A 24,286-nucleotide genomic window follows, 5' to 3' on the forward strand; every position below is an offset into this window, starting at 1 on the left:
GGCGCATCCGTCGACTCGGCCACCCTGTTGGCCGTGTGGGAGGCGGGGGTGGCCGCGGGGTACGCCAAGCGTGCCCTGCTGCTGCACTCCGCAGCCCGGCCGGCGGCGGACAGCGAGGAACTGCTGTCGGTCCCCGTCGGGCGCCGCGACACCGATCTGTTCGCGCTGCGACGCGAACTCTTCGGGGAGCGGCTGGAGGTGCGCGTGACGTGCCGTGACTGCGGCGAGGAGATGGAGTTCGCGCTAGGGGTGCAGGACGTCATCGGCGCCGGTACGGCCGAGGTCGCGGACGGACCGCTGGCCGTCGAGGCCGACGGCTGGACGGTGCGGTTCCGGCTGCCGACGGCCGGGGACCTGGCCGTCGTGGAGGCATCGCCTTCCGCGGATGCCGGTGCCGATCTGGTCGCCCGGTGCGTGCTGCACGCCGAACGTTCCGGAACCGAGGTGGCGGCCGACGCGCTGCCCGAGCACGTGCGGCAGCGCGTCGCCCAGGCCGCGGCCGAGGCCGACCCGGGGGCCGACGTCCGGCTCAACCTGGCCTGCCCGGCCTGCGGTCACCCGGCCACCGCCGAACTGGACATCGCCTCGTACCTGTGGGCCGAACTGGACGCCTGGGCGCGGGACACCCTGCAGGACGTCCACCTGCTCGCCGGCCACTACGGCTGGAGCGAGAACGAGATCCTGGCGCTCAGCCCGCTGCGGCGCCGCTACTACCTGGAGCTGTGTGCGGATGCCTGACCACTTCGACCGCCTGGTGGGGCGGACCGCTCCCGCGGCCGCGCCCTCCGGCGGCGCGGACGGCGCGGCGGACACCGGTGTGGTGCGGGTGCGCCCGCGCCTGCCGGGCCCGTTCGAGCGCATGGACGCCCTCGGAGCGCGTGTCGACCCGTTCGCACCGGACTTCGAGGAGCGCGAGCCGGCTGATCCCGCGCGACGAGCCGACTCAACGACCGTGCGCTACACGGCGGTTGAGGCAGCACCGCGTCGCGACCTGGCGCCCGTCCGGCCTGCGGTCCGGCAGCTGCCGTCGGCGCTGCGCGAGCAGACCGCTCCGCAGCGCGGAGTGCTGATTCCCGCCGCCGTACCGCAGCCCGCCCCCGAACCGTCCGTCGGCCCCGCCCGGCGGTCCGCCGCGGAGGACGGGCGCGGTGACCCGTCGCGACGAGCGACGGACTCCGGGCGGCCGACCGCGGAGACGGCGGTCCGACGCGAGTCCTCCGTGGCTCGGCAGGACACCGCCCAACGCCCCGTCGCCGCCGTTCCCGCACAGACCGCCCGCCCCGCGGCCCGCCCGGCCGCCCCCGTCGCCGGACGCCAGTCCGCCCGCGACACCACCGGGCGGCGCACGCCCGAGCGGACCGTGCACATCAGCATCGCCCGACTGGAGGTCCGCGCCGCCTCACGCGGTGGCGCGGTCGCAGCTCCGCGCCCGTCCGAGCGCGCGCAGCGGTCCGGTCGTCCGTCGCCCGTGCTGAGCCTGGAGAAGTACCTGTCCCGCGGGGAGGCCCAGCGATGAGCAACACCCTCGCCGTGGCCACGGTCACCGAGGCACTGCGCCAGCAGATCGCGCAGTCGCTGGCGCCCGACATCCCGTTCGCCGTCGACGTCGGCGCACGCAAGCCGCCGACGGACCCGCCGGCCGAGCCGACGATCACCGTCTTCCTGTACCAGGTGACGCCGAACGCCTCGCTGCGCAACATGGACGCGCCCACCCGAGCGGCCGACGGCACCGTGCTCACCCGGCCCTCGGCCGCCCTCGACCTGCACTACCTGATCAGCTTCTACGGCGACGAGGCCGAACTGGTCCCGCAGCGCCTGCTGGGCTGCGTGGTGCGCACCCTGCACGAGAACCCGGTGCTGTCCAGGGCGATGATCGAGGCCGCCGCCGAGCAGCCCTACCTCCAGGGCACCGACCTGGCCGACTCCCCGCAGCGGGTGCGCTTCACACCCACCGCCCTGGACATCGACGACACGTCCAAGCTCTGGGGGATGCTCTACCAGAACAACACCCCCTACGCCCTCTCCCTCATCTACCAGGGCATCGCCGTGATGATCGACGGCCGTGCGACACCGGTCGAGCCCAAGCCCGTCAAGACCCGCACCGTGCACGCCGTGCCGGAAGTCGGCTGAGGCGGGAGCGGAGTCACGGCCATGGGAGGGGAGAAGGCGAAAGTGCCCGGCGGCGGCGATCTGCACCACAAGGCGCTGTCCGTGGCGGTGGAGGCGGTGCTGGCCCGCCTGGACGCGCACGCGTCCGGACGCGAGGGCGGCGGCACCGCCGGCTCCGGGCTGCCCGCCTGCCCTGAGCCGGAGCCCGGCAGCGCCCTGGACACCCTCTGCTCCTGCTTCGGCCTGAGCCCCTTCGAGCGCGACATCCTCGTCCTGGCCGCCGCAGCCGAGCTGGACTCCACCACCGCGAGCCGGTGCGCCGCAGCCGGCGGTGAACCGGCGCGGCCGTACCCGACCTTCTCCCTCGCCCTGGCCGCCCTGGACGACGCCCACTGGAGCGCGCTCGCCCCGGTCGGCCCGCTGCGCCGCTGGCGGTTGCTCGAACTCGACGACCGGGACGGGTCCGTGGCCCTCACCGCCTCGCGGCTCCGGATCGACGAGCGGATCCTGCACTTCCTCGTCGGTGTCGACTACCTGGACGTCCGCCTGCACGGGCTGCTGAGCCGGATTGCCACGCCGACTGAGGACCTGCCCCCCGCGCACGAGGGCACCGCACGTGAGCTGTCCGCGTGTTGGGCCGCGGCCGAGCTGGACGCGCTGCCGCACGTAGAGCTGGTCGGGGCCGACCGGCAGACCCGCTGGGAGATCGCCGCCGCCGCGGCCCGGGAGTCCGGGCTCACCCTGTACGCGGTCTCCGCCGAGGACCTCCCGACCGATCCCGGCGACCGAGACCAACTCGCCCGGTTGTGGCAGCGGGAGGCGGTGCTGCTGCCCGCGGCGCTGCTGGTGGAGTCGCACGACGGTGCGTCGGTCTCGCTGGGCGAGGCGCCGTCCGGGCTGTCCGCCCGGGACACCTCGGCCGCCGTCGACGCCCTGACCGCCGGGCTCGCCGTACCGCTGGTGCTCTCCGCCGACGACCCGCGTCCGGCGACCGCTCGCGCCCGCGCCGAGCGGGTGACCGTTCCGGCGCTCGGCGTGGAGGAACAACTGGACGTCTGGGCGGAAGCGTTGGGCGATCTGCCGGATGTCACCGAGATCGGACTGCGCGGGCTGGTCGCCCAGTTCTCGCTGCCCGCGCACGTCATCCGCTCGGCGGCCACCTCGGTTCGGCGTTCGTCGGACGACGGCGAAGGCGGCAGCGATCCGACCCAACTGGCGTGGCGCGCCGGTTTGGTGGAGGCCCGCATGGCCCTCGACGAGCTCGGCCGCCGGGTCGAGCCGCGCGCCGGCTGGGACGATCTGGTGGTCGCCGAACGACAGCGGGCGACCCTCCGCGAGATCGTCGCCCACGTACGCCGCCGGGGCACCGTCCACCAGGAGTGGGGTTTCGAGAGCGTGCTGCGCCGCGGACTCGGCGTCACCGCGCTCTTCGCGGGCGGATCCGGCACCGGAAAGACGCTGGCCGCCGAGGTGATGGCGGGCGAGCTGGGCGTGGACCTCTTCGTCATCGACCTCTCGCAGGTCGTCAGCAAGTACATCGGTGAGACGGAGAAGAACCTCCGCCGGGTCTTCGACGCGGCCGAGCGCGGCGGCGCCCTGCTGCTCTTCGACGAGGCCGACTCGCTCTTCGGCAAGCGCAGCGAGGTCAAGGACAGCCACGACCGGTACGCCAACCTGGAGGTCAGCTACCTCCTGATGCGCATGGAGGCCTACCGCGGCCTTGCCGTCCTCACCACCAACATGAAGAAGGCCCTGGACAACGCCTTCATGCGACGGATCCGCTTCGTCGTCGACTTCCCCTTCCCCTCCGTGCCGGAGCGCGCCGAGATCTGGCGCCGCGTCATACCGGACCGGACGCCGACGGAGGGCCTGGACCCCGAGCGGCTCGCCCAACTCACCGTCGCCGGCGGTTCGATCCGCAACATCGCGCTGGCCGGTGCCTTCCTCGCCGCCGAGGAGGGCAGCCCGGTGCGCATGCGGCACATGCTCGCCGCGGCGCGCACCGAGTACCTCAAACTCGAACGCTCCCTGACGCCTTCGGAGGTGGACGGGTGGGTCTGAACGGCGTACATGACATACACGGCGTACCGGACGTGGACCGCGTGACTGCGGACAAGCGGCAGGCGCCCCTCCCCGCCGCGCCGACGGCGATCCGCATCGACATCGGTGAACTCGCCTTCGACGGCTTCGTCTTGACCCCGCGTGACGCCGAGCGCGTCCGCGAGGCGTTCCACGGCGAGCTGGACCGGCTGGTCCGCGAGCGCGGAGTCCCGGCCGCCCTGCTCGCCGACGGCGACCGCGCACTCGACCTCCTCTCCGGGCTGCCCGAGCTGCCCGCCACCGGCAACCCACGCCGCCTCGGCGAGGCCCTCGCCCGCGCGGTCCACGCCGGCCTGTCCGGTGCCGGTGCCGCGAACGACCGCAGGGGGCGCCGTTGAGCAGCACCCACGCGCCCGCGCAGAGCCGCCAGAGCAGCAGCGGCAGCAACAAGCAGAAGGCCCGCAAGCCGCAGCGCTCCGCCCGCACGCCCGAGCCCAAGGAGATCATCAGCGGGGCCGGCCACCCCCTCGACCCAGGCATCCGCAGGGAGCTGGAGGCGCGCCTCGGCCACGACTTCAGCCGCGTCCGCGTGCACACCGACGAGGACTCCGCCGCGCTGGCCGACCTGGTCGGCGCCGACGCCGTCACCGTCGGCCAGGAGATCTTCTTCCGCAAGGGTGCCTTCCGCCCCGGCACCGAGGACGGCCGCCGCCTGCTCTCCCACGAGCTGCTGCACACCGTCCAGGCGCCCGACCAGCCCGGGCGGCTGCGCGCAGGCCGCGACTTCGGCGGCGTCAGCCTGCCGACCGACGCCGTCGAGCAGCAGGCCGAACAGGGCGCGCGCGGCACGGACACGGAAACGCCCGAGGTGACCCGCGATGCCTCCGCCACGCCCGGCTGGCTCCGCTACGCCCGCGTCGACGCCGACCGGCTCCGCAGCGAACGCCTGGACCCGGCGACCCTGGTGGACCGGCTGACCGCCGGCATCCTCCGCTCCCTGCGCGGCGACCCCACCGACTCCTCCGGCCGCGTACGCAAACAACTGGTCCGGTTCGCACCGGAGTTGGAGCAGGCGGTGCTCGCCAGGCTCGAACTCCGTCTGCCGTCCTCCGACTACCAGCGCGTGCTCGCCCTCGCCGAGCAGACCTCGCACCTGCCAGAGGGGGTGGACACCCCGCTCGCCCCGGTCCCGGTCACGGACACGGTCGACCGGACCGAGGCCGAGCACGACCAGGACGACGCACGGGAACGCGATCACCGCGAGACCGAGCAGGAGGACCGCGAGGACGCGGCCGAGGGGCGTCGCCGCGAGCACCGGCGCCCGGACGGTTCCTCCCGGGAGCCGGAAGAGGGCCGGGGCCGGCAGTGGCCCGAGCAGGAGCAGCAGTACGAGGAAGAGCACCCGCAGCAGCGCGACCACCAGGAGGAGCTGAAGAAGCGCAAGCCCTCCAGGCAGCGCAGGCGCGCAAGGCAGGACTCCCAGCAACAGGGCGGGACTTCCTCCTCCTCGTCCGACACCGGGGCCGACGCCTCGGCGTCCTCCGAGTCCTCGGCATCCTTCGGGGCCACCGCCGGCCAGTCCGCATCCGCCCGGCCCGACGCGGCCACCGGGGACCAGGCGCAGGCAGCCCAGCCGGGTCAGGACCAGGCACAGGGCACAACCGCCGCCCAGCAGCAGGCCGACGGCCAGGACGCCCAGGACAGGAACCGCAAGGACCAGCAGGATCGGCAGGCCCAGCAGGATCTGCAGGACAAGAAGGACCAGCAGGCCCAGCAGCAGAAGACCGAAGAGAACAAGGACCCCAAGGACAAGCCCGCCGCAGCGAAGGCCGAGGGCTCGCCGGAGCACGAGCGGAACTCCGCGGCCAAGCAGCCCGTCGCCGGCAGCAAGCCGCACAACCCGGACCACCTGCCCACCCCGCAGCCCGGTCCCGTGCGCCCGGAGGAGGTCGACAAGACCGCCGAGGACCGCGACGGCTCGCTCGCCCGCCACGGCGTCCTCGAGGACGACGAGGAGCACGGCGAACATCCCGAGCAGGAGCAGCCCGAGGGCCTGGAGCCGGGCGCCGACGGCGAGGTCGACGGTCCGCACGGCGGCGAGAAGCCGGGCGCCACCGGTGCGGCGGAGACCGCGCTCAAGCCGGAGGACTTCGTCCCCTCCGCCGACCTCGACGTCTCCGCCGTCCCGACGGCCGACCGGATTCACCTGCCCGCCGACGGTTCCGCCCCGGGCCCCGCCGAGGTCCCCGGCTTCCCGGCTCCGCCCCCGACCAAGGCGGAGAAGGTCCAGGCTGCGCGCGAGAGCGAGCGCGAGGACGACGAGCCCGCCGAGCCCTCCACCGCGACGGCCCCGCCCGCTCCGGGGCGCCGTACTCCGCAGTCGGCCCCGCAGCCGGGCCCCGTCGCGGAGAACGAGGCCGGGGACCGTACCGGGCACGACCTCCAGACCGAGAAGCCGGCCGAGCAGGAGGTCGGCCCGGACCCCGAGCACGCCCAACCCGCCGCCGACGCCTCCCCGGCCGCGAAGCCGGAAGCCGAGACGGACCGACCTGCGGACGGTACGTCAGCACAGGGTCTCCAGAGCGAGGAGGGCGCCGCCCCCACCCCCGCCCAGCAGGAGAGCGCCACCGAGCACAACGAGCGCCAGGAGGCCGAGCACGGCCCGGCCCCCGCGACCCCGGCCTCCGCCCGCGCCTCCGCACGGCCCGCATCGGCGCTGCACTCGCCCCAACCGGCGGGCGCCCCACAGGGATCGGGCCACACCGTGAGCCCGGCCCCGGGCCGCGCACCTGTCCCCGTCGCTGCCGCCGCCGGCCCGGCCGGCGCATCCGAGCCGTCGGCTGCGGTCGCGGGACCGGGAGCCGGGCCCGACGCTGCCGCTCCGGCCCGCGCCGCCGCGAAGTCCCCCGCCCTCGGACCCGCCGACCAGCAGTCCGACGCCCCGGGCGCCCTCGGCGCCCAGCCCGCTCCCGGCGCCTCGCTCGAACCGGGTGGCGGCGCCTGCGCGGGTTCCCCGCAGCCCAGCACCGAGGCCGACAAACCCGAAGGCAGCGGCGGTGGTTGCGGAGGCGGAGGCGGCGGCGCCCAGGAGCAGAAGAGCCCGGCCCCGCCCAACGTCTCCGACCAGGAGCCGCAGGCCGCTCTGGGTACGGCCGCGAGCGTGCCGCCGGACCAGACGGTCACCGTCCTCGACGGCGCCGACGGAGCGGTCGACCACTCCATCGGCCGGCAGCAGGCCCAGCTCAAGGCCGCCCCACCGACCGCGCAGCGCCCCTCCGGCGCGCCCCAGACCCTGTCCGGCAACCCGCCGGAGGAGGCCGTGGCCCCGCAGGTGTCGGGCCAGCTGGAGCGGGTGGCCCCGCCCGGACAGGGCGAGCAGCAGAAGGCCGACGGCCGGCAGGTCGAGGGCCAGAACCCGGCCCAGCAGGTCCAGACCCCCAACGTCCCGGACACCAACGCGGGCCAAGCCGACGCGCACGACGTCCAGAACATGCAGGACGCGGTCAACGACGTCCCCTCCACCGACCCCGGGCTGAACGTCACCGTCGGCCCGGCCCCGCAGGTGCAGCTGACAGGCGACGCCGACCCGAAGCTGACGGACCAGCAGGCCGGCAAGTACAACGACAAGACGTCCGAGATCCAGGACACCGGCCGCCAGGACGCGGCCAAGCCGCTGGGCGAGGACCACATCTACCCCGATGTCCCCCAGGAGACCCTGAAGGGCAACGTTCCCGGGGGCGCCGGCGGCCAGGGCGGCGGTGGTCAGGGCAAGGCCGGTGCGCAGCTGAAGCCCGGCGAGGCGACCGTCGTCCAGCAGCAGCGCGGCCCGCAGATCAAGCAGGCGATCGGCCAGGGCCAGGGCCAGGTGGGCAGTGCCCAGGCCAAGAACAAGCAGCAGCAGGCCGACGCGCGCAAGCAGAACCAGTCGGACATCGACAAGGAGACCGAGGACAACGCCAGGAGGCAGACCGACAAGCGCGGCGAGGTAGGCGTCCAGGCCAAGCAGGCGCGCGACGACTGGCGCTCCGAGCAGGACGAGAAGATCGCCGACTCCGACAAGCAGGCGGATCAGTCGCACTCGGAGAACAACCAGAAGATCCTCTCCAAGCGCGACGACAGCAACAAGCAGGTCAAGGACCGGCAGACCAGCGACAACAAGAAGATCCAGGACAACCGTGAGCAGGCGCAGCAGAAGGCCCGGGACGAGAAGGAGAAGAAGAAGCACGAGTCCTCGGGCTGGTTCGGCTGGATCACGTCCAAGATCAAGGATGCCTTCAACGCCCTGCTGTCCGCGGTAACCAAGATCTTCGACTTCTTCCGCAAGCTGGTCAACGACATCATCGACGGCTTCAAGAAGTTCGCGGACTCGGTCATCGACACCTGCCGCAAGCTTGCCGTGGCACTGATCAAGGTCGTCGCCGATGCGCTGATCAAGATCTGCGACGTCCTGCTCGCCGCGTTCCCGGCGTTGCGTGACAAGTTCCGCAAGGCCATCGAGGCCCTGCGCGACGCCGCCATCGCGGCGGTCAACGCCCTGGCCGACGCGCTCAAGGCAGCGGTCAACGCGCTCCTCGACGCGCTGGGCGCCGCACTCAACGCGCTGCTGAAGCTGGCCGAGGCCACCCTCAAGGCCATCATCAACCAGGTCCGGGCGGCGGTCGAGGCCGCGATCAACTTCGTCAAGGCGGCCATCGCCGCGCTCGGCCAACTCGCGGCGCTGATCGCGGACATCGCCCCGGACCCGGGCGGCTGGCTGCACAAGATGGGCGCCGCCGCGATGGACGGCATCCAGCATCACCTCTGGGGCGCGATCAAGACGGCGGTGAAGGCCTGGTTCGACCAGAAGGTCGAGTCCATCGTCGGCTTGACGTCCACCCTCCTGAACATCCTCGTCAAGGGCTGTATCTCCCTCAAGAAGATCGGCCAGATGGCCTGGAAGGCGATCATCTCCGCCCTCCCGATGATGCTCGCGCAGATCATCATCGAAAAGGTCATCTCGATGATCGTGCCCGCGGCCGGGGCGATCCTGACGATCATTCAGGGTCTCATGGCAGCCTGGGGAACCGTCAGCAAGATCATCGCCGCCTTCGGCAAGTTCTTCGCCTTCCTGAAGGCGGTGAAGGCGGGCCCGGCCGCCTGCCTCTTCGCCGAGGCGGTCGCAGCGGGTGTCGTCGCCCTTCTCGAGTTCGTCTCTCAATACCTCCTCTCCAAGCTCAAGGGCGCCGGAAAGGCGGTCGGCTCCAAGCTCAAGTCCCTGGCCCAGAAGATCATGAAGGCCCTCGCGAAGGCCGGCAAGGGCGCCAGGAAGGCCGTGGGCACCGCGGTCAACCGCGCCCGCACGGGCCTCCGCAACGCGATGTCCTCAGTCCGCGAACGCTTCCCGTCCCGCCGCCGCCCCGCCGAGTCCCCCCTCGGCGAGCATCCCCACGAGCGCCCGGGCGAGCCCCATGCGACGCCCCGTCATCCGGAGGAGGAGCGTCCCCAGACGCACCACCCCGAAGAGCGGCCGACCGACACCAAGCGCCCGGCCGAGCACGAGGACCCCAAGTCCACGAAGCCCCACGAGCAGGAGCCCAAGCCGTCCAAGCCCCACAAGCCGGAGGAGTCGAAGAAGCCGAGTGAGCCCGAGAAGCCGAAGGAGCCTTCGCGGCCCCGCCGTCCGGTCTCCCGCGTAGGCCAAGCCCTCAACCGCGCCAAGGGAGCCGTCAAGGGCGCCCTCGCCAAGGCCCGCAACGCGGCTCGCGCCTTGGGCCGCAAACTCAAGAACAGCAGGCTCGGCAGCGCCATCCGCAACGGCGCACACAAGGTCTACGACGCCTACAAGCGCAAGCGCGACCAGTTGCGCGACTGGTGGAACAAGCGTAAGGAGCAGCGCAGGCAACGTCACGAGGAGCGCGACAAGCACGAGAATTCGCCTCAGTCCAAGCTTGAGCGTCTCGAGCGTATCGTTTCCCGCATTCGACCCGCGCTCGGAGGACTCCTCAGAAAAGGCATTTTCGCGGCCGTCCTCCGGCCGACCCTGTCTGCCATGCAGCGATGGTACAGGCTGACCTCGCTGGATATGAGGGGAGCCGAGCGCGGCGGGATTTGGGCGGTTCTGAATCCCGAAAAGAAATCCAACGAATGGGCCCGGCGAGGTGACGGTGAACTTGTCGACCCGTCCGAAGTTGGACAGGACGAGCAAAATAAGAACAGAAGTAAAAAGTCTCAACGAAACCAGCAGAAGAGCGAAAATCCGCAGGGTCAGCCGGATCCTGTCGACCCGCACGAGGTGCACAAGCATGCAAGTGATGCCCTTGCAAGGGCAAAGGCGGACGGCAAGCCCGGCTACCAGATCGAGATGCTGAATAACGTATTGAGTAGGGCTGCCGATGCAAAAATGGCCATTGAGGACAAGGAGCTTGGATTTACGAGGGAGGAGATCGAAGAGGAGCGTCGGAAGCTGGAAGCGGCGATGGAGGACTACTCCAAGCACTTCAAGCGGAGCGACGTGGATCCGAAGGCTGCGCAGAAAGAGCGGGAGGATCAGGAGCATCGGCGAAGGGTCGACAATGCTCATCATATGCCACCCCGTGAGTATAGTGGGGGAAAGCATTGGAAGGGGAAGACGGATGAAGCCCGCAGGAATGCCAGCAGGAATGGCGGGGCCGGTCAATTTAGCGCGAGTTTGACGGAAGCGGATGTGAAGAAGCTTGAACGGGAGGCGCATCTGACCGGGACAAGAGTCACATCTCAAGGTTCGGTGTACGGCTGGAAGAAGTTTGACTTCCAGATCGGATGGGATAATGGAGAGCCGGCTTACTGGCTTCGCGCGGAACTGACCGACCTCGATAATGAGACCCCGACTATTCATTCGCACCCAAGAAAAGAGATGGGCTAATATGATTAGAATGATGCCCTTGAGGATTCCTTCGGGGTGGGTGGTTGTCTTCAATAAGTTTGTAGAACTTCCGGCCTTGGCGGAGCTGGCGCCAGGGGATAGGGATGCCTATCTAAGTCAAGATCTCCTTTCGATGATGAAAATGGCATACTCTGGGGACGGTTGGCGGACTCAGGTAAATTCATTGATCATCGACCTCGGATGGTATACCCCTGGCGGGTCCGGCGGTTTCTATCGACTTTGCGTCCTCAGAGGGTCCTGGGATGATGTGTTGATTACTGTTGAAGATGTCGACCAGTATGCCATCAGGGATTGTATCGATCTAATCTTGGAGCGCCTTTCCAATGGGGTTTCCGTGGATGATGTAGCCTCCGAAATAAACCAACTCAGTGGTGGACAGCCATGACCGGATATGCGGACATACCCAAACCCATCCGCTCCGGCCTGGTCATCATCGACCCCCAGCGCGGAACGCCCAAGGAGATCATCGTTCTCCAGTTCAACCCGGACAGCCTGGAGCGGAGCATCGCGCCGCAGGCGGCCGGGGCCGACAACCAGTCGGGGGACCGGACGGAGGCGTTGCGGCTCAAGGGGCCGGCCGTTGAGACGTGGAAGTTGACCGCGGAGATCGACGCGACCGATCAGTTGGATGTGGCGGCGCCGAACGGGATTCATCCGCAGCTCGCCGTGCTGGAGATGCTGGTGAGCCCGTCGAGCGCCAGTCTGCGTCAGCTCGAGGCGCTCGCGGCCCGCGGCACGTTGGAGATCACCCCGGTCGAGGCCCCGCTGACGCTCTTCACGTGGGGCAACAAGCGGGTCGTACCCGTCAGGCTCACGGAGTTCTCGATCACCGAGGAGGCGTTCGACGTCGACCTCAACCCGATCAGGGCTCAAGTGGCGATCACACTGCGTGTTCTGACGGTCAGTGATCTGCCCGTCAGCAACCGGGGGTACGAGCTCTACCTCGCGTACCTGGCGCAGAAGGAGCGGCTGGCAGGTCCCCGGCGACTCAGCGCGCTGGGTCTCAGCGGAAGCGGACTGGGAGGGGTCTGATCACCATGGCGTCGCTGGAGAACCCACTGGACGCGGTCGCGCTCGCACAGGCGACCACCGCCTATCCGCGGTCGAGCCGCTACTACGGGCTGGGCACCGCCCGGTTCACGGAAGCGGACGGTCACGAAGTCACCTATCTGCGTCGCCGCCTGCTCCCCGCCCCGGAGGGCATGGCGGACCTGACCACCCACACCGTCAGCACCGGCGACCGCCCCGACCTCCTCGGCGCCCGCTACCTGGGCAACGCCGAGCAGTGGTGGCGGATCGCTGACGCCAATCCCGTACTGGATCCACGGGAGTTGACCAGTGAGCCGGGCCGTCGGATCCGCATCACGCTGCCCTCGGGCGTGCCCGGAGGGGCGAATGGCTGAGAACGGTCCGATCACGACCGGGCCGATCCATCTGACGCTGATGATGGGCCCACAGCTGGCCGTGCCCGTCGCGCAGGAGGTCGCGGACTCGCTCCTGTCCGTGCAGGTGACGGTGGCGTCGGGGCAGCGCAGCGGCTTCCAGCTGGCGTTCGACCTGGCGAAGGACAGCCTGATCAGCAACATTCTGCTGCCCGGCGGCCACTTCGATCCCAAGACGCGCGTCATCCTCACGGTCACGGTCCAGGGCACCCCCACCGTGCTCATGGACGGTGTGATCATTCGTCAGGAGGTCGGGATCTCCAACCAGCCCGGCCAGTCGACGCTCACCGTCACCGGCGAGGATCTCACCGTCCTGATGGACCTGGAGGAGCGCGCCGCCGTCCCGTACCCGGCGATGTCCCCGGCCGCCCGCGTGCACGCGATCATCGCCCAGTACGCGCAGTACGGGATCACCCCGCTGGTCGTCCCGGAGCTGATCCCGCAGACGCCGATGCCGACGCAGCGTGTGGACTTCCAGAAGGGGACCGACCTCGCCTACGTCAACCAGCTGGCGCAGGCGAACGGTTACGCCTTCTACCTCGACCCCGGACCCGTTCCCGGGCAGAGCCGCGCCTACTGGGGGCCGGAGGTCCGCCTCGGTGAGCCGCAGCACGCGCTGAACGTCAACATGGACGGGCTGTCCAACGTCGACCAGCTGACCTTCGCCTTCGACGGCACGGCGCGGGAGCAGCCGGAGGCGCGCATTCAGCTGCCGGCCACCCGCGTCTCCTCCATCCTGCCGGTGCCCGAAGTGAGCATCCTGCGGCCGCAGCTGGCCCAGCGCCCGGCGCCCGCGCTGAAGAAGACGGTGATCGCGGACACCGCCAAGAAGGACAGCGGGCAGGGCATCGCCGAGGCGCTCGCCAAGGCGGCGGAGTCCGCCGACGCCGTCACCGGCTCCGGCCAGCTGGATGTCGTCCGGTACGGATACCTGTTGCGCGCCCGCGAGTTGGTCGGCGTCCGCGGCGCCGGCATCACCTACGACGGCCGGTACTACGTCAAGTCAGTGACCCACAACCTGCAACGGGGCTCGTACACGCAGAACTTCACCCTTGCTCGCGAGGGGCTGATCGCGCTCGAGCCGACGGTCGTCCCCTAGGAGACAGAGAATGGCTGCTGAACCCACCCGCTACCTCGGCAAGTACCGGGGCACCGTGGTGAGCAACGCCGACCCCATGCGCGTGGGCCGACTGCAGGTCCAGGTCCCGGACGTGCTCGGCGACGTGCCCTCGACCTGGGCCATGCCGTGCTTCCCGCTGGCCGGCCCCGGGATGGGGCAGTTCCATCTGCCGCCGGTGGGCTCGGGTGTGTGGGTGGAGTTCGAGCAGGGCGACCCCAGCTACCCGATCTGGACGGGGTGCTGGTACGGAGCGGCGCACGAGGTGCCCGAGGACGCGGTCACCGCCACCAACAATCCGAACGTGGTGCTCCAGACGCCCGGCCTGCGCCAGATCGTCCTCTCCGACGAACCAGGCGGAAAGGGCATCACCCTCAAGCACCCCTCCGGCGCGTCGATCGTCATCGACGACACGGGGGTGCACATCAGCAACGGTCAGGGCGCGGTGATCTCCCTCGTGGGGCCGACCGTGACCATCAACAACGACGCGCTCAGCGTCACCTGAATTCCGACGGGGGAAGGCCAAGTTCACGTGTCCGGAAATCTTGTCACCATCGGTGCCACGGTGATGTGCCCGCACGGCGGTCAGGCGAACGTCCTGCCCGCCCAGTCGCGGGTGCTCGTCGACGGCAGCCCGGCCGCCACCGAGGCCGACGTCTACACGGTGACCGGCTGCACCTTCACCGCCGGTGGAAATCCCCACCCCTGCACGACGATCCGCTGGACGGGGGCCTCCGCACGCATCCGCATCAACAACTCGCCCGCCCTGCTCCAGGACTCGACGGCGCTCTGCAACACGGCCGCCGGCGCGCCGCAGGGCCCGCCGAACGTCACCATCGTGCAGCAGCGGGTGGTGGGACGATGAGCCCGCGCAGCCGCCGAACCGCGGCAGCGGGCGCGGCCGCCCCGGCCGGAACCCACGCCGAGCGCGTCATCCAGCTGCCCGCTCCGCAGCCGTACCCGTCCCGCACGGACATCGCCTTCCCCTTCCATGTCGACAACCGCGGCCGCACCGCGGACACCGACTACGACGGGCACGTGCGGGACATGATCGAGCAGCTGCTCTTCACCAGCCCGGGGGAGCGGGTCATGCGCCCCGACTTCGGCTGCGGGCTGCTCGACCTGGTCTTCGCGCCCAACAGCCCCGAGCTGGCCTCGGCGCTCCAGCTCTCCGTCCAGGCCGCCCTGCAACGCTGGCTCGGTGACGTGATCGAGGTGGACGCGCTCGACGTGGTCAGCGAGGAGAACGTGGTGCGGGTGCACCTGGCCTATACGGTCCGGCGCACCGGGACGCGCCGTACCGATGTGTTCGAGGGGAGCGGGGGAGCCGCGTGAGCAGCGCAGACTGCCGAACCGACCAGCGCCGCGGAGCCGTCCGTGCCGCACGCCTGCACGGCGTGGACGAGGTGGAGGCGAGCGACGACGGCCGTACGCTCGTCGTCACCTTCCTCGGCAAGGCACCGGGTCATCTGACACACCATCACATCCGCATCGAGGGCGGCCGCCGCATCCGGGACATCCGCGCTCTGGCGGTCGAGATCGTCCGCGAGGACGACCCCGAGCTCGACGACCGGATGTTCGTCACCCTGGACAAGGCGGGGGACACGTCGCCCTACCGCCTCCGCGTCGTCGAGACCGACGCCTTCGGCCGGCCCGGGACACAGCCGCGCCGGGGCTTCGACGTCCGCTACGCCGCCGTCCAGTTCACCTTCACCCAGGGCGGGCCCAGCCCGTACGACTGCGGGGAGGACGAGGAGGACTGCGCCCCGAAGTACGCCCGTCACCCGGTCATCGACTACACCGCGCGCGACTACGACAGCCTGCGCCGGCTGATCCTGGACCGGATGAGCCTGACCGCGCCCGGCTGGGTCGAGCGCCACGCCCCGGACGTCGGCACGGCCCTGGTCGAACTGCTGGCCTACACGGGCGACCAACTCTCCTACCACCAGGACGCGGTGGCCACCGAGGCGTATCTCGCAACGGCCCGCCGTCGGGTCTCGGTCCGCCGTCACGTCCGTCTGATCGACTACGCGATGCACGACGGCTGCAATGCCCGTACGTTCGTAGCGCTGCAGACAGACCGCCAACTGACGCTTCCCAAAGGCGAGTACCGCTTCGCGGCCATCGACGTGTCACGTCTCGGCCCGCAGGAGCGCCCCGACTTCGGCACGGTCGTCGCGGACGAGGACCTGGACGCCCTCGCCGACCTGCCCGTCGGCCTGGAGGTCTTCGAACCGCTGAACCCGGGTGCCGACCTCGCTCTCCGCCCCGAGCACAACGAGATCCGCTTCTGGACCTGGGGCGAGGAGGAGTGCGTCCTGCCCAGGGGCGCCACCTCGGCGACGCTCATGGACACCCCGAAGCGCGGGCTCAAGCTCAAGCCCGGCGATCTGCTCGTCCTGGAGGAGGTCCTCGGCCCGCGCACCGGAACGCCCGCCGGCGCCGACCCGACGCACCGCCAGGTCGTCCGCCTCGCGTCGGTCACGCCGGGTGAGGACGAGCTCTACGAGCAGCCCGTCCTGGAGGTGACGTGGAGCCAGGGCGACGCCCTGACCTTCCCGTTGTGCCTGTCCGCCCGCGGCGGACTCGACTGCGCACTCATCACGGACGTCAGCGTCGCCCGCGGCAACGCCGTCCTGGTCGACCACGGCCGTTCGCTGACCTTCTGCAACGGCGCCCCCGAGCGCTTCGCCGTCCCGCCCGCGCCCGCCGAACTCAGGCCCTGCGGTCCCACCGCCTTCGGCTGCTCCGACGAGCGCACCCAGGGCAGCCCCGCCGGCGAGGCGGTCCACGCCCTGCTCGACCAGACCCGCCGCGGGCGGCCGATGACCCCGGACCAGGTGCGCGAGCTGGAACCGCTCCTGGGCGCGGACGCCGTCGCCCGCGCGGGCATATCCGTCGTCCTCGCCCCCGGCACCACGGTCGAGGAACGCGTCCAGCCCTCCACCGCCGACGCCCAGGCCTCGGCCCTGGAGACGCTCCTCGCCCAGTCCACCTACCCGGCGATCGCCCCCCGGTTCCGCCCGCTCCTGCGCCACACCCCCGTCACCCAGGCCACCCCCTACCCCGACCCCGCTCGTATCGCCGCGGGCCAGGCCGCCCGTCTGGCAGCCATACCCACCCGGCTGCGCGAGCGGATCGAAGAGCTGTGGCGCCGCGCCGAGGAGGGCGAGCCGCCCACCGAGGGCGAGGTCGACGAGCTGACCCTGGTCTTCGGCGCCCCTACGATCCGGCGCCTGCACATCGACGAACACCCCGGCCGGGCCCTGCGCGAGCTCTACGACCGCCGGACCCGCCTCCTCGCCGGCAAGCTCCGCCGCCTGGAGGTGCTCACCGCCCGCGCCCACGCGGGCACGGTCCTCAACCGCTACGTGGCCTGGGAGATCGCCCAGAGCTGGGGCGAGCGCTACGCCGCCGAGCTGGAACCGGGCGACCCGGTCCTCGCCGGACCGGCCGCCGACGGCCTGCACCAGGACCCGCGCACCGCGCTGCCCGCCGTCCGCGCCCAGGCCGGCGACGGAGTGTGGACTCCCCGCCGCGACCTGCTCGCCGACGGCCCGCGCGGCCACCACGTGGTCGGCGAAGTCGAGGACGACGGGCGCCTGGCCCTCCGCTTCGGCGACGGCAAGCACGGCGCGCCGCCCCCGCCCGGCGCCACGCTGGAGGTCGCCTACCGCGTCGGCAACGGCGCATCGGGCAACGTCGGCGCCGAGGCGATCAACCACCTCGTCGTCTGCCGCGGCAGCGACGACAACGGCCGCGGCGCGCGTTCCCGCCGAGCCGCCTTCGAGGCGGTCACGGCGGTCCGCAACCCGCTCCCCGCCGTCGGCGGCACCGAGCCCGAGGCGGTCGACGAGGTCCGCCGGCTCGCCCCGCTCGCCCCGCACCGCGAGCTCAGGCGCGCCATCACCCCCGGCGACTACGCGGCCCTGGCCGCACAGGTCCCGGGCGTGCGCCGGGCCGCCGCCGAACTGCGGTGGACCGGCAGCGGCCAGGAAATGCACGTGGCCGTCGAGGCGGTGCAGCGCCCAAGAGCCACGGTGGCGGGAGGGCCCGCCGGAGCCGTCGACTTCCCCGAGCCCGGCGAGGCACTGCTGCAGGCCGTCGAGCACAACCTGCTGCCGTACCGCCGCATCGGCCACGAGCTCGTGGTGCGCCCCGCGCTCCAGGTCCCGGTCGACCTCGCGCTGTCGGTCTGTGCGGACCCGGCCCACCAGGTCGGCCACGTGCTGGCCGAGGTGCGCCGGGTGCTGGGCAACCGCCGGCTGCCCGACGGCGGGCTCGGCTTCTTCCACCCGGACGCACTGACCTTCGGCGAGCCGGTCCGGGTCAGCCGCCTGGTCGCCGCCGTGGCGGCCGTACCCGGGGTGCTCAGCGCCAAGGTGACGCGACTGCGGCGCCTCTTCCGCACCGACCAGGGCGAGTTGGCGGCCGGGTTCCTGCCGGTCGGCGCGCTCGAAGTCGCCGCTTGCGACAACGACTCCGCCCGGCCCGAGAACGGCCGGCTCACCATCGAGATCGGAGGTGGCCGATGACCGGCAACCCGTGCAACTGCGGTTGCGATCGCGGCGGAGCCGACCCGGCGACGCCGGTCGAGGTGTTCAACCCGCCCGGCCTGGACGCGGTCCGCTACCGGGTGGGGGAGTACGGGCGCTTCGTCTCCGCGATGCTCGACCGGCTCTCCGGCCCGGCCTACCCCGCCCTGCGGGGCCTCACCGTGCGCACCCCGGACGACCCGGCGATCGCGCTGGTCGACGCCGCCGCCGTGGTCGGCGACGTGCTCACCTTCTACTCGGAGCGGATCGCCAACGAGGGCTATCTGCGCACCGCCACCGAGGAGGGCTCGCTCGCCCTGCTCGGCGGCCTGGTCGGCCACAAGCCCCGTCCGGGCGTCGCCGCCGAGACGTATCTGGCGTACACAGTGGACCGCGATCCGCGCAGCGGCCAGGAGACCACGGTCGTCGTCCCGCGCGGCACGCGCTCGCAGAGCGTCCCGGGCCAGGGCGAGGAGCCCCAGTCCTTCGAGACCGTCGAGGACCTCACCGCCCGCTGGTCCTGGAACGAACTCAAGGTGCTCCAGCGCCGCCCCTACCAGCTGTCGGCGGCCCAACTCGCCAAGCGCAAGCGGCTGTTCGCCGCCGGGACGACCAACAACATCAAACAGGGCGACCAGCTGCTGTTCATCTTCAGCGCCGACCGCGCCGCCGACCGCAGCCAGCGCGTGCTGCTCACGGTCCCCGGCGTCAGTGTCGACCGGGAGAGCGGAACCACGGCCATCGGCCTGCCGCAGGCCTCGCTGCCCTCCCTCCAGGGCATCAAGGCCGAGCTCACCCGCTGGATCACCGACGGCGGAGAGCACAACCCCAACCCCTGGCCCGAACACAGCCGTATCGTCAGCGACTTCGACGACCAGGTGCTGGCCCCGCTCCGCGGCGAGCTGGACACCCTCGACACCCCGCCGAAGCTCGCCGACCGGCTGACCCGGACCCTCGCCCGGCTGCGCGAGGCCAAGGCCTACGGACAGGACTACCGGGACGTCTCCGACTGGTTCGAGGCCCTGGACACCGAACTGACCCGGCTGCGTGCGCAGGCCCTCGGCCTGCAACCGCCGCAGCCCGCCGCCGGTACGGGCACACACACCGCCGCGGCGGCGGCCCTGCCAGGCGTGGCATCGGCCTCCGGGGCTCCCGGCAGCGAGCCGGGGGACTGCCCCGCCGATGCCATCGACCCGGCCCTGTCCGGGCTCGGCCCGCTGCTCTCCGCCCTGCGCACCCCGCCGGCGAGCCTCCCCTCGGACGCCCGCGCCCTGTCCCGCGATCCGGAGCGCAGCTACGCCCCCGGCTCCGACCTCGGCGCCGGGCTGCTCACCGCGCTCGATCCGCGGCTGGATGACGGCCTCTACTCCGCCTGGGCCAACGTCGACCTCGGTGCACCCCTCGCACTGCTCGACGCCCAGGCCATGCGGGTCACCGGGACGCCGTTCGGCGCCACCGCCCCGCTCAAGCCGGTCTACGACGGGACCGGCCGGGTCGTCCGCTACACCGACTGGCCGCTCACCGGCTCCAAGCTCACCGGCATGCGCGTCGACTACGACACGGACGGCGCCACGCCCCGCCGCGCGGAGTTCAGCTACGTCGAGGCCGGCGGATCGGTGAGCATCAACTTCACCCTCCCCGGCGACGACGGCACCCACGACTTCGGCCCCGGCCGGATCGAACTCTCCACCACCGGCAACGAGTCGGCGCTGCGCCGGGCCCTCGAGGCCGGCCAGGAGCCGGGTGTCACCGCACGCCTGCAGGCCCACCTCCCGGAGCGCGACCTCTTCGTCTCCCGCCCCGGCGACGACGGCCGTATCCACGTCACCATCACCGCGACCGGCACCACCGACGAGGGCGACGGCAACGGCCCCAACCCGCCACTGCCCCAGCCGCTCGACTTCCACCTCGCACCCGGCGACCAGCCGACGGGCACCCAGGGCGCGTACCAGATCACGGTGAAGCGATCCGCCGACGACGGCCCGGCCTCCGTCGAGGTCACCCTCGCCGCCCAACTCGGCCTGACCGCACGCAACGTGCTCGCGCTCGACGCGGTCTACGAGGGCATCGCCCCCGGCAGCTGGGTCGCCGTCGACCGCCCCCGCAAGGGCGTCACCGGCGGCGTCCCCGGTGACCCCAGGCTCTCCAGGGTCATCACCCGGGTGAGCGGGGTGCGCGTGCTCTCCCGCGCGGACTTCGGCATCACCGGCAAGGTCACCGAGCTGACCCTCGAGGACCCGTGGCTGGACGACAAGGACACCCTGCTCTCGCACATCCGCGACACCAGCGTCTACGCCCGCGGCGAGAGCTTCCAGCTGGCCGACGAGCCGCTCACCGACGACGTCGGCGGCGACCTGATCGACCTCGCCCAGCTCCACCACGGCCTGGCTCCCGGCCGCTGGATCGTCGTGTCCGGCGAACGGACCGACATCCCCGGCACCCCCGGCGTGCACGGCAGCGAGCTGGCCATGATCTCCCAGGCGGTCCAGGCCGTGGACCCGGCCCTGCCCGGCGACACCGTCCGCACCACCCTCATGCTCACCGCCCCGCTCGCCCACCGCTACCAGCGCTCCACGGTGACGATCTACGGCAACGTGGTCCGCGCCACCCAGGGCGCCACCCGCGACGAGCCGATCGGCAGCGGCGACGCGAGCAAGGCCGGCCAGAGCTTCGTCCTGTGGCAGGCCCCGCTCACCTGGCTGGCGTCCGACACCCCGGAGGGCGCGGCGAGCACCCTCCGCATCCGCGTCGACGGAGTCCTGTGGCACGAGGTGGACACCCTGGCCGCGGCCGGCCCGCACGACCGCGTCTACACCACGAGCACCACCGAGGACGGCCGGATCCGGGTCACCTTCGGCGACGGCATCCACGGCCGCCGCCTGCCGAGCGGCCACGAGAACGTCCGGGCCACCTACCGGACCGGCATCGGCAGGTCCGCCAACGTCGCCGCCGGCAGGATCACCCAGCTGGCCACGCGCCCGCTCGGCGTGACCGGGGTGACCAACCCGCTGCCGGCCACCGGCGGAGCCGACCCCGAGGGCGCGGCGGGCGCCACCGACACACGCGCCCTCACCCGCGGCTTCACCCCGCGGCGCCGCCAGGTCCCGCTGGCCGTCTCGGCCCTGGACCGCCTGGTCTCCGTCCCCGACTACGAGGACTTCACCCGGGCCCGGGCCGGCATCGGCCGCGCCAAGGCGGCCCAGCTCTACGACGGCCGACGCCAGTTGGTGCATGTCACGGTCGCCGGCGTGGACGACATCCCGATCGCCCCCGACTCCGGTCTGCTGACCTCTCTGCGCGCCTCGCTCGCCGAGTACGGGGACCTCCGGCTGCCGGTGCAGGTGGCGGTCCGCGAGAAGGTCCTGCTGCTCCTCGCCGCGCAGGTGACGGTCGGCCGGGACTACGACTGGGAGCAGGTCGAGCCCCTCCTGCGTTCCGCCCTCCTCGCGCGCTTCGGCTTCGACGCGCGCGAACTGGCCCAGCCCGCCTACCTCTCGGAGGTGCTGGCCACCGCCCACTCCGTCCCCGGCGTCGACCACGTCGAGGTCACCGCCTTCACCGGCGTCCCGAGCGACCTCTCCCCGCAGGGACTGGAGCGACTCGGCGACCGACTCGCCGCACCCCAGGACGTGGTGGCGGCGCAGCCCGCCCGCCACCACGTCGAACGCCACCGGGTGACCGGCCCGGCGGAGGAGACCCTGACCGACATCGCGGCCCTGTACGGCATCTCCCTCGTCGAACTGCTCCGCCTCAACCCCGACCTCACCGGAACCCAGCCCCTGGGGGCGGGCCGCAGCGTGGTCGTCTTCCGCGGGATCCGCCCGGCGCAGCTCGCCGTGGTCTCCCCGGACCTGCCGGACACCCTGATCCTCAAGGAGGCCTCCGCATGAGCCGGGACCCCGACGGCCTGCTCGACCTGCTCCCGGACTGGTACCGCATCCGCGACACCGAGTCCGGCGAGCCGCTGCGGGCGCTGCTCGCGGTCATCTCCGAGCAGATCGACCTGATCCGCACCACCGTCGAGCGGCAGTACGACGACTGGTTCGTGGAGACCGCCGCCGACTGGGTCCTGCCCTACCTGGGCGACCTCGTCGGGTACCAGGTGCTCCCCGGCTACCAGGACACGCTGAGCACCGACCCCGGTCTGGCCGCCCGCCTCGCCCCGCGCCGCGACGTGGCCGACACGGTCGCGAACCGCCGCCGCAAGGGCACGCTGGCCGTACTGGAGGAGATCTGCGCGGCCACCGCCGACTGGCCGGCCCGCGCGGTGGAGTTCTCCCGGCTCCTGGCCACCAGCCAGCCGGTGCGCCTCTTCCGCGCCGACGAGACGTCCGCCGACCGCCGCCGCCTGCGCCGTGGCCGCCTAGCCGACCTCCGCGACGGCGCCGCCCTCGACCTGCTCGGCAGCCCCTTCGACACCTCGGCTCGCACCGCCGACGTACGCCGCGCCGCCTCGACCCGCCGCCAGGGCGGGGTCACCCCGGCCGGCGTGGGGCTCTTCGTCTGGCGGCTCAAGCCGTACGCGATCTCCCGCGGCCCGGCCTACTGCCTCGACCGGGCCCGCAACCACTACACCTTCTCCATCCTCGGCAACGACACCCCGCTCGTCACCCTCCCCGAGCCGGAGCCCTCGGCGACGCACATCGCCACCGTCGACAACGTCCCGGGTTACATCACGCGCCGTCAACTCACCGGCCGGCTCAGCGACTTCTACGGCCCGGGCAGGAGCTTCGCCATCTGGCGCGACGACGACTTCAGCCCCGTCCCGCTCTCCGACATCGTGGTGGCCGACCTCTCCGGCTGGCACTACCGGCCCAAGTACGGCCAGGTCGCCGTCGACCCCGAGCTCGGGCGGATCGCCTTCGGCGCGCGCTCGGCGCCCACGCGCGGCGTCTGGGTCAGCTATCAGTACGCGTTCTCCGACGACATGGGCGGCGGCCAGTACCCGCGCGACCGGTTCACCCCTCCCGAGGCCGCCGTCTACCGGGTCGGCCCGGGCTGCCGTTTCGAGCGGATCACCGACGCCTACGAGCAGTGGCGCACCGACAAGTCCGCGGGCACGACCGGGTGCGAGGCGATCATCCAGATCACCCACAGCGGCGCCTACCAGGAGCAGTTGGACTTCGCCCTCGACCCCGAGGACCGCCTCGAACTGCGCGCCGCCGAGGGCACCCGCCCGGTGATCCGCCTGCTCGACTGGTACGGCAACCGCCCCGACGCCCTCAACGTCCGTGGCACCGGAGGCACGTCGGGCGACAGCCGGGGCGGCCGCATGGTCCTGGACGGCCTTCTCGTCACCGGCCGCGGCGTCAACGTCACCGGCCCGCTGGGCGAGCTGGTCATCCGGCACTGCACCCTGGTCCCGGGCTGGTCGCTCACCGACCACTGCGCACCGCACTCGCCCGAGGAGCCCAGCCTGGTCCTCGACCGCACCACGGCCTGCGTCCAGATCGAGCGGTCGATCCTCGGCACCATCCAGGTCGTCGGCGACGAGGTCGACGACGACCCGCTGCCGATCCACATCGCCGACAGCATCCTGGACGCCACCGCCTCCGGCCTCGAGGCGCTCTCCGCCCCCGACTGCCGGCACGCCCACGCCGTCCTGCACGCCTACCGCACCACCGTGATCGGCGAGGTGCACACGCACGCCGTCGAGACCGCCGAGGACTGCGTCTTCACCGGCCGGATGAACGTCGCCCGCCGCTCGGTCGGCTGCCTCCGCTTCAGCTACGTGCCGCCAGGCTCGCGCACCCCGCGCCGCTACCGCTGCCAGCCGGACCTGGTCCGCGAGGCCGTCCGGGAACTCGTCGAGAGCGGCCGGACGGCCCCCGCGGACGCCCCCGCACTGGCCGCCGCCGAGACCGACCGGGTCCGCCCGCGCTTCACCAGCCTGCGCTACGGCACCCCGGCCTACGGCCAGCTCGCCCACGGCTCTGCCCCGGAGATCGCCCGAGGCGCCGCCGACCGCTCCGAGCAGGGCGCCTTCCACGACCTCTTCCAGCCGCAGCGCACGGACAACCTCCGTGCCCGCCTGGCGGAGTTCGCCCCGGCCGGCACCGACGCGGGCGTCTTCTTCGTGACCTGACACCCGCCAACCTCCAGACGCAGACTTCCCACCGGCGCACCAGCACAAGAAAGTTGA

Annotated in this window: 15 protein-coding genes; all 15 read left to right on the forward strand. The window is 72.0% G+C overall.

Annotated elements, in window-relative coordinates; all coding sequences use genetic code 11:
* Positions 1-33: 33 nt before the first annotated feature.
* The 15 genes from ACWGJ5_RS38320 (at position 34) to ACWGJ5_RS38390 (ending at position 24,229) form a co-directional block, all read left to right on the forward strand.
* Positions 34-738: a T4 family baseplate hub assembly chaperone gene (locus ACWGJ5_RS38320; protein ID WP_453314241.1), complete on the forward strand. Its 705-nt coding sequence runs from the start codon at positions 34-36 to the stop codon at positions 736-738.
* Positions 731-1,516, forward strand: a complete 786-nt coding sequence (locus ACWGJ5_RS38325) for a hypothetical protein (RefSeq protein WP_453314242.1) — start codon at positions 731-733, stop codon at positions 1,514-1,516. Before ACWGJ5_RS38320 ends, ACWGJ5_RS38325 begins: the two co-directional genes overlap by 8 nt.
* A complete protein-coding gene (locus tag ACWGJ5_RS38330; protein ID WP_453314243.1) occupies positions 1,513-2,130 on the forward strand; it encodes a DUF4255 domain-containing protein in 618 nt (205 codons plus the stop codon). Before ACWGJ5_RS38325 ends, ACWGJ5_RS38330 begins: the two co-directional genes overlap by 4 nt.
* Before the next feature lie 21 nt (positions 2,131-2,151).
* A complete protein-coding gene (locus ACWGJ5_RS38335) occupies positions 2,152-4,170 on the forward strand; it encodes an AAA family ATPase (RefSeq protein WP_453314244.1) in 2,019 nt (672 codons plus the stop codon).
* A gap of 32 nt (positions 4,171-4,202) precedes the next feature.
* Positions 4,203-4,547 (forward strand): hypothetical protein, encoded by a 345-nt coding sequence (locus tag ACWGJ5_RS38340; RefSeq protein WP_453314245.1) that lies wholly within the window; start codon positions 4,203-4,205, stop codon positions 4,545-4,547.
* Entirely contained in the window at positions 4,544-11,029 is a 6,486-nt protein-coding gene (locus ACWGJ5_RS38345) for an eCIS core domain-containing protein (RefSeq protein WP_453314246.1), read from the forward strand. The genes ACWGJ5_RS38340 and ACWGJ5_RS38345 overlap by 4 nt, the downstream gene beginning before the upstream one ends.
* A 402-nt stretch (positions 11,030-11,431) precedes the next feature.
* Positions 11,432-12,082, forward strand: coding sequence for a CIS tube protein (locus tag ACWGJ5_RS38350; protein ID WP_453314247.1), 651 nt, complete (start codon positions 11,432-11,434; stop codon positions 12,080-12,082).
* 5 nt (positions 12,083-12,087) lie between these two features.
* Positions 12,088-12,453 carry a hypothetical protein gene (locus ACWGJ5_RS38355; RefSeq protein ID WP_228625756.1) on the forward strand — a complete coding sequence of 122 codons (366 nt, stop codon included), beginning with the start codon at positions 12,088-12,090 and terminating at the stop codon, positions 12,451-12,453.
* The gene (locus tag ACWGJ5_RS38360; protein WP_453314248.1) at positions 12,446-13,591 is read left to right on the forward strand and encodes a hypothetical protein; all 1,146 of its coding nucleotides are present in this window, start codon (positions 12,446-12,448) and stop codon (positions 13,589-13,591) included. The genes ACWGJ5_RS38355 and ACWGJ5_RS38360 overlap by 8 nt, the downstream gene beginning before the upstream one ends.
* A 10-nt stretch (positions 13,592-13,601) precedes the next feature.
* Positions 13,602-14,114, forward strand: coding sequence for a phage baseplate assembly protein V (locus ACWGJ5_RS38365; protein WP_453314249.1), 513 nt, complete (start codon positions 13,602-13,604; stop codon positions 14,112-14,114).
* A gap of 27 nt (positions 14,115-14,141) precedes the next feature.
* Complete coding sequence (locus tag ACWGJ5_RS38370) at positions 14,142-14,474, forward strand: PAAR-like protein (RefSeq protein ID WP_453314250.1); 333 nt, start codon at positions 14,142-14,144, stop codon at positions 14,472-14,474.
* Positions 14,471-14,944 carry a GPW/gp25 family protein gene (locus ACWGJ5_RS38375; RefSeq protein WP_453314251.1) on the forward strand — a complete coding sequence of 158 codons (474 nt, stop codon included), beginning with the start codon at positions 14,471-14,473 and terminating at the stop codon, positions 14,942-14,944. The genes ACWGJ5_RS38370 and ACWGJ5_RS38375 overlap by 4 nt, the downstream gene beginning before the upstream one ends.
* Positions 14,941-18,144: a putative baseplate assembly protein gene (locus tag ACWGJ5_RS38380; protein WP_453314252.1), complete on the forward strand. Its 3,204-nt coding sequence runs from the start codon at positions 14,941-14,943 to the stop codon at positions 18,142-18,144. The genes ACWGJ5_RS38375 and ACWGJ5_RS38380 overlap by 4 nt, the downstream gene beginning before the upstream one ends.
* A complete protein-coding gene (locus ACWGJ5_RS38385) occupies positions 18,141-22,034 on the forward strand; it encodes a putative baseplate assembly protein (RefSeq protein ID WP_453314253.1) in 3,894 nt (1,297 codons plus the stop codon). The genes ACWGJ5_RS38380 and ACWGJ5_RS38385 overlap by 4 nt, the downstream gene beginning before the upstream one ends.
* The gene (locus tag ACWGJ5_RS38390) at positions 22,031-24,229 is read left to right on the forward strand and encodes a hypothetical protein (RefSeq protein ID WP_453314254.1); all 2,199 of its coding nucleotides are present in this window, start codon (positions 22,031-22,033) and stop codon (positions 24,227-24,229) included. Before ACWGJ5_RS38385 ends, ACWGJ5_RS38390 begins: the two co-directional genes overlap by 4 nt.
* The last annotated feature ends 57 nt before the right edge of the window (positions 24,230-24,286 follow it).

The sequence above is a fragment of the Streptomyces sp. NPDC054783 genome (genome assembly GCF_053611725.1).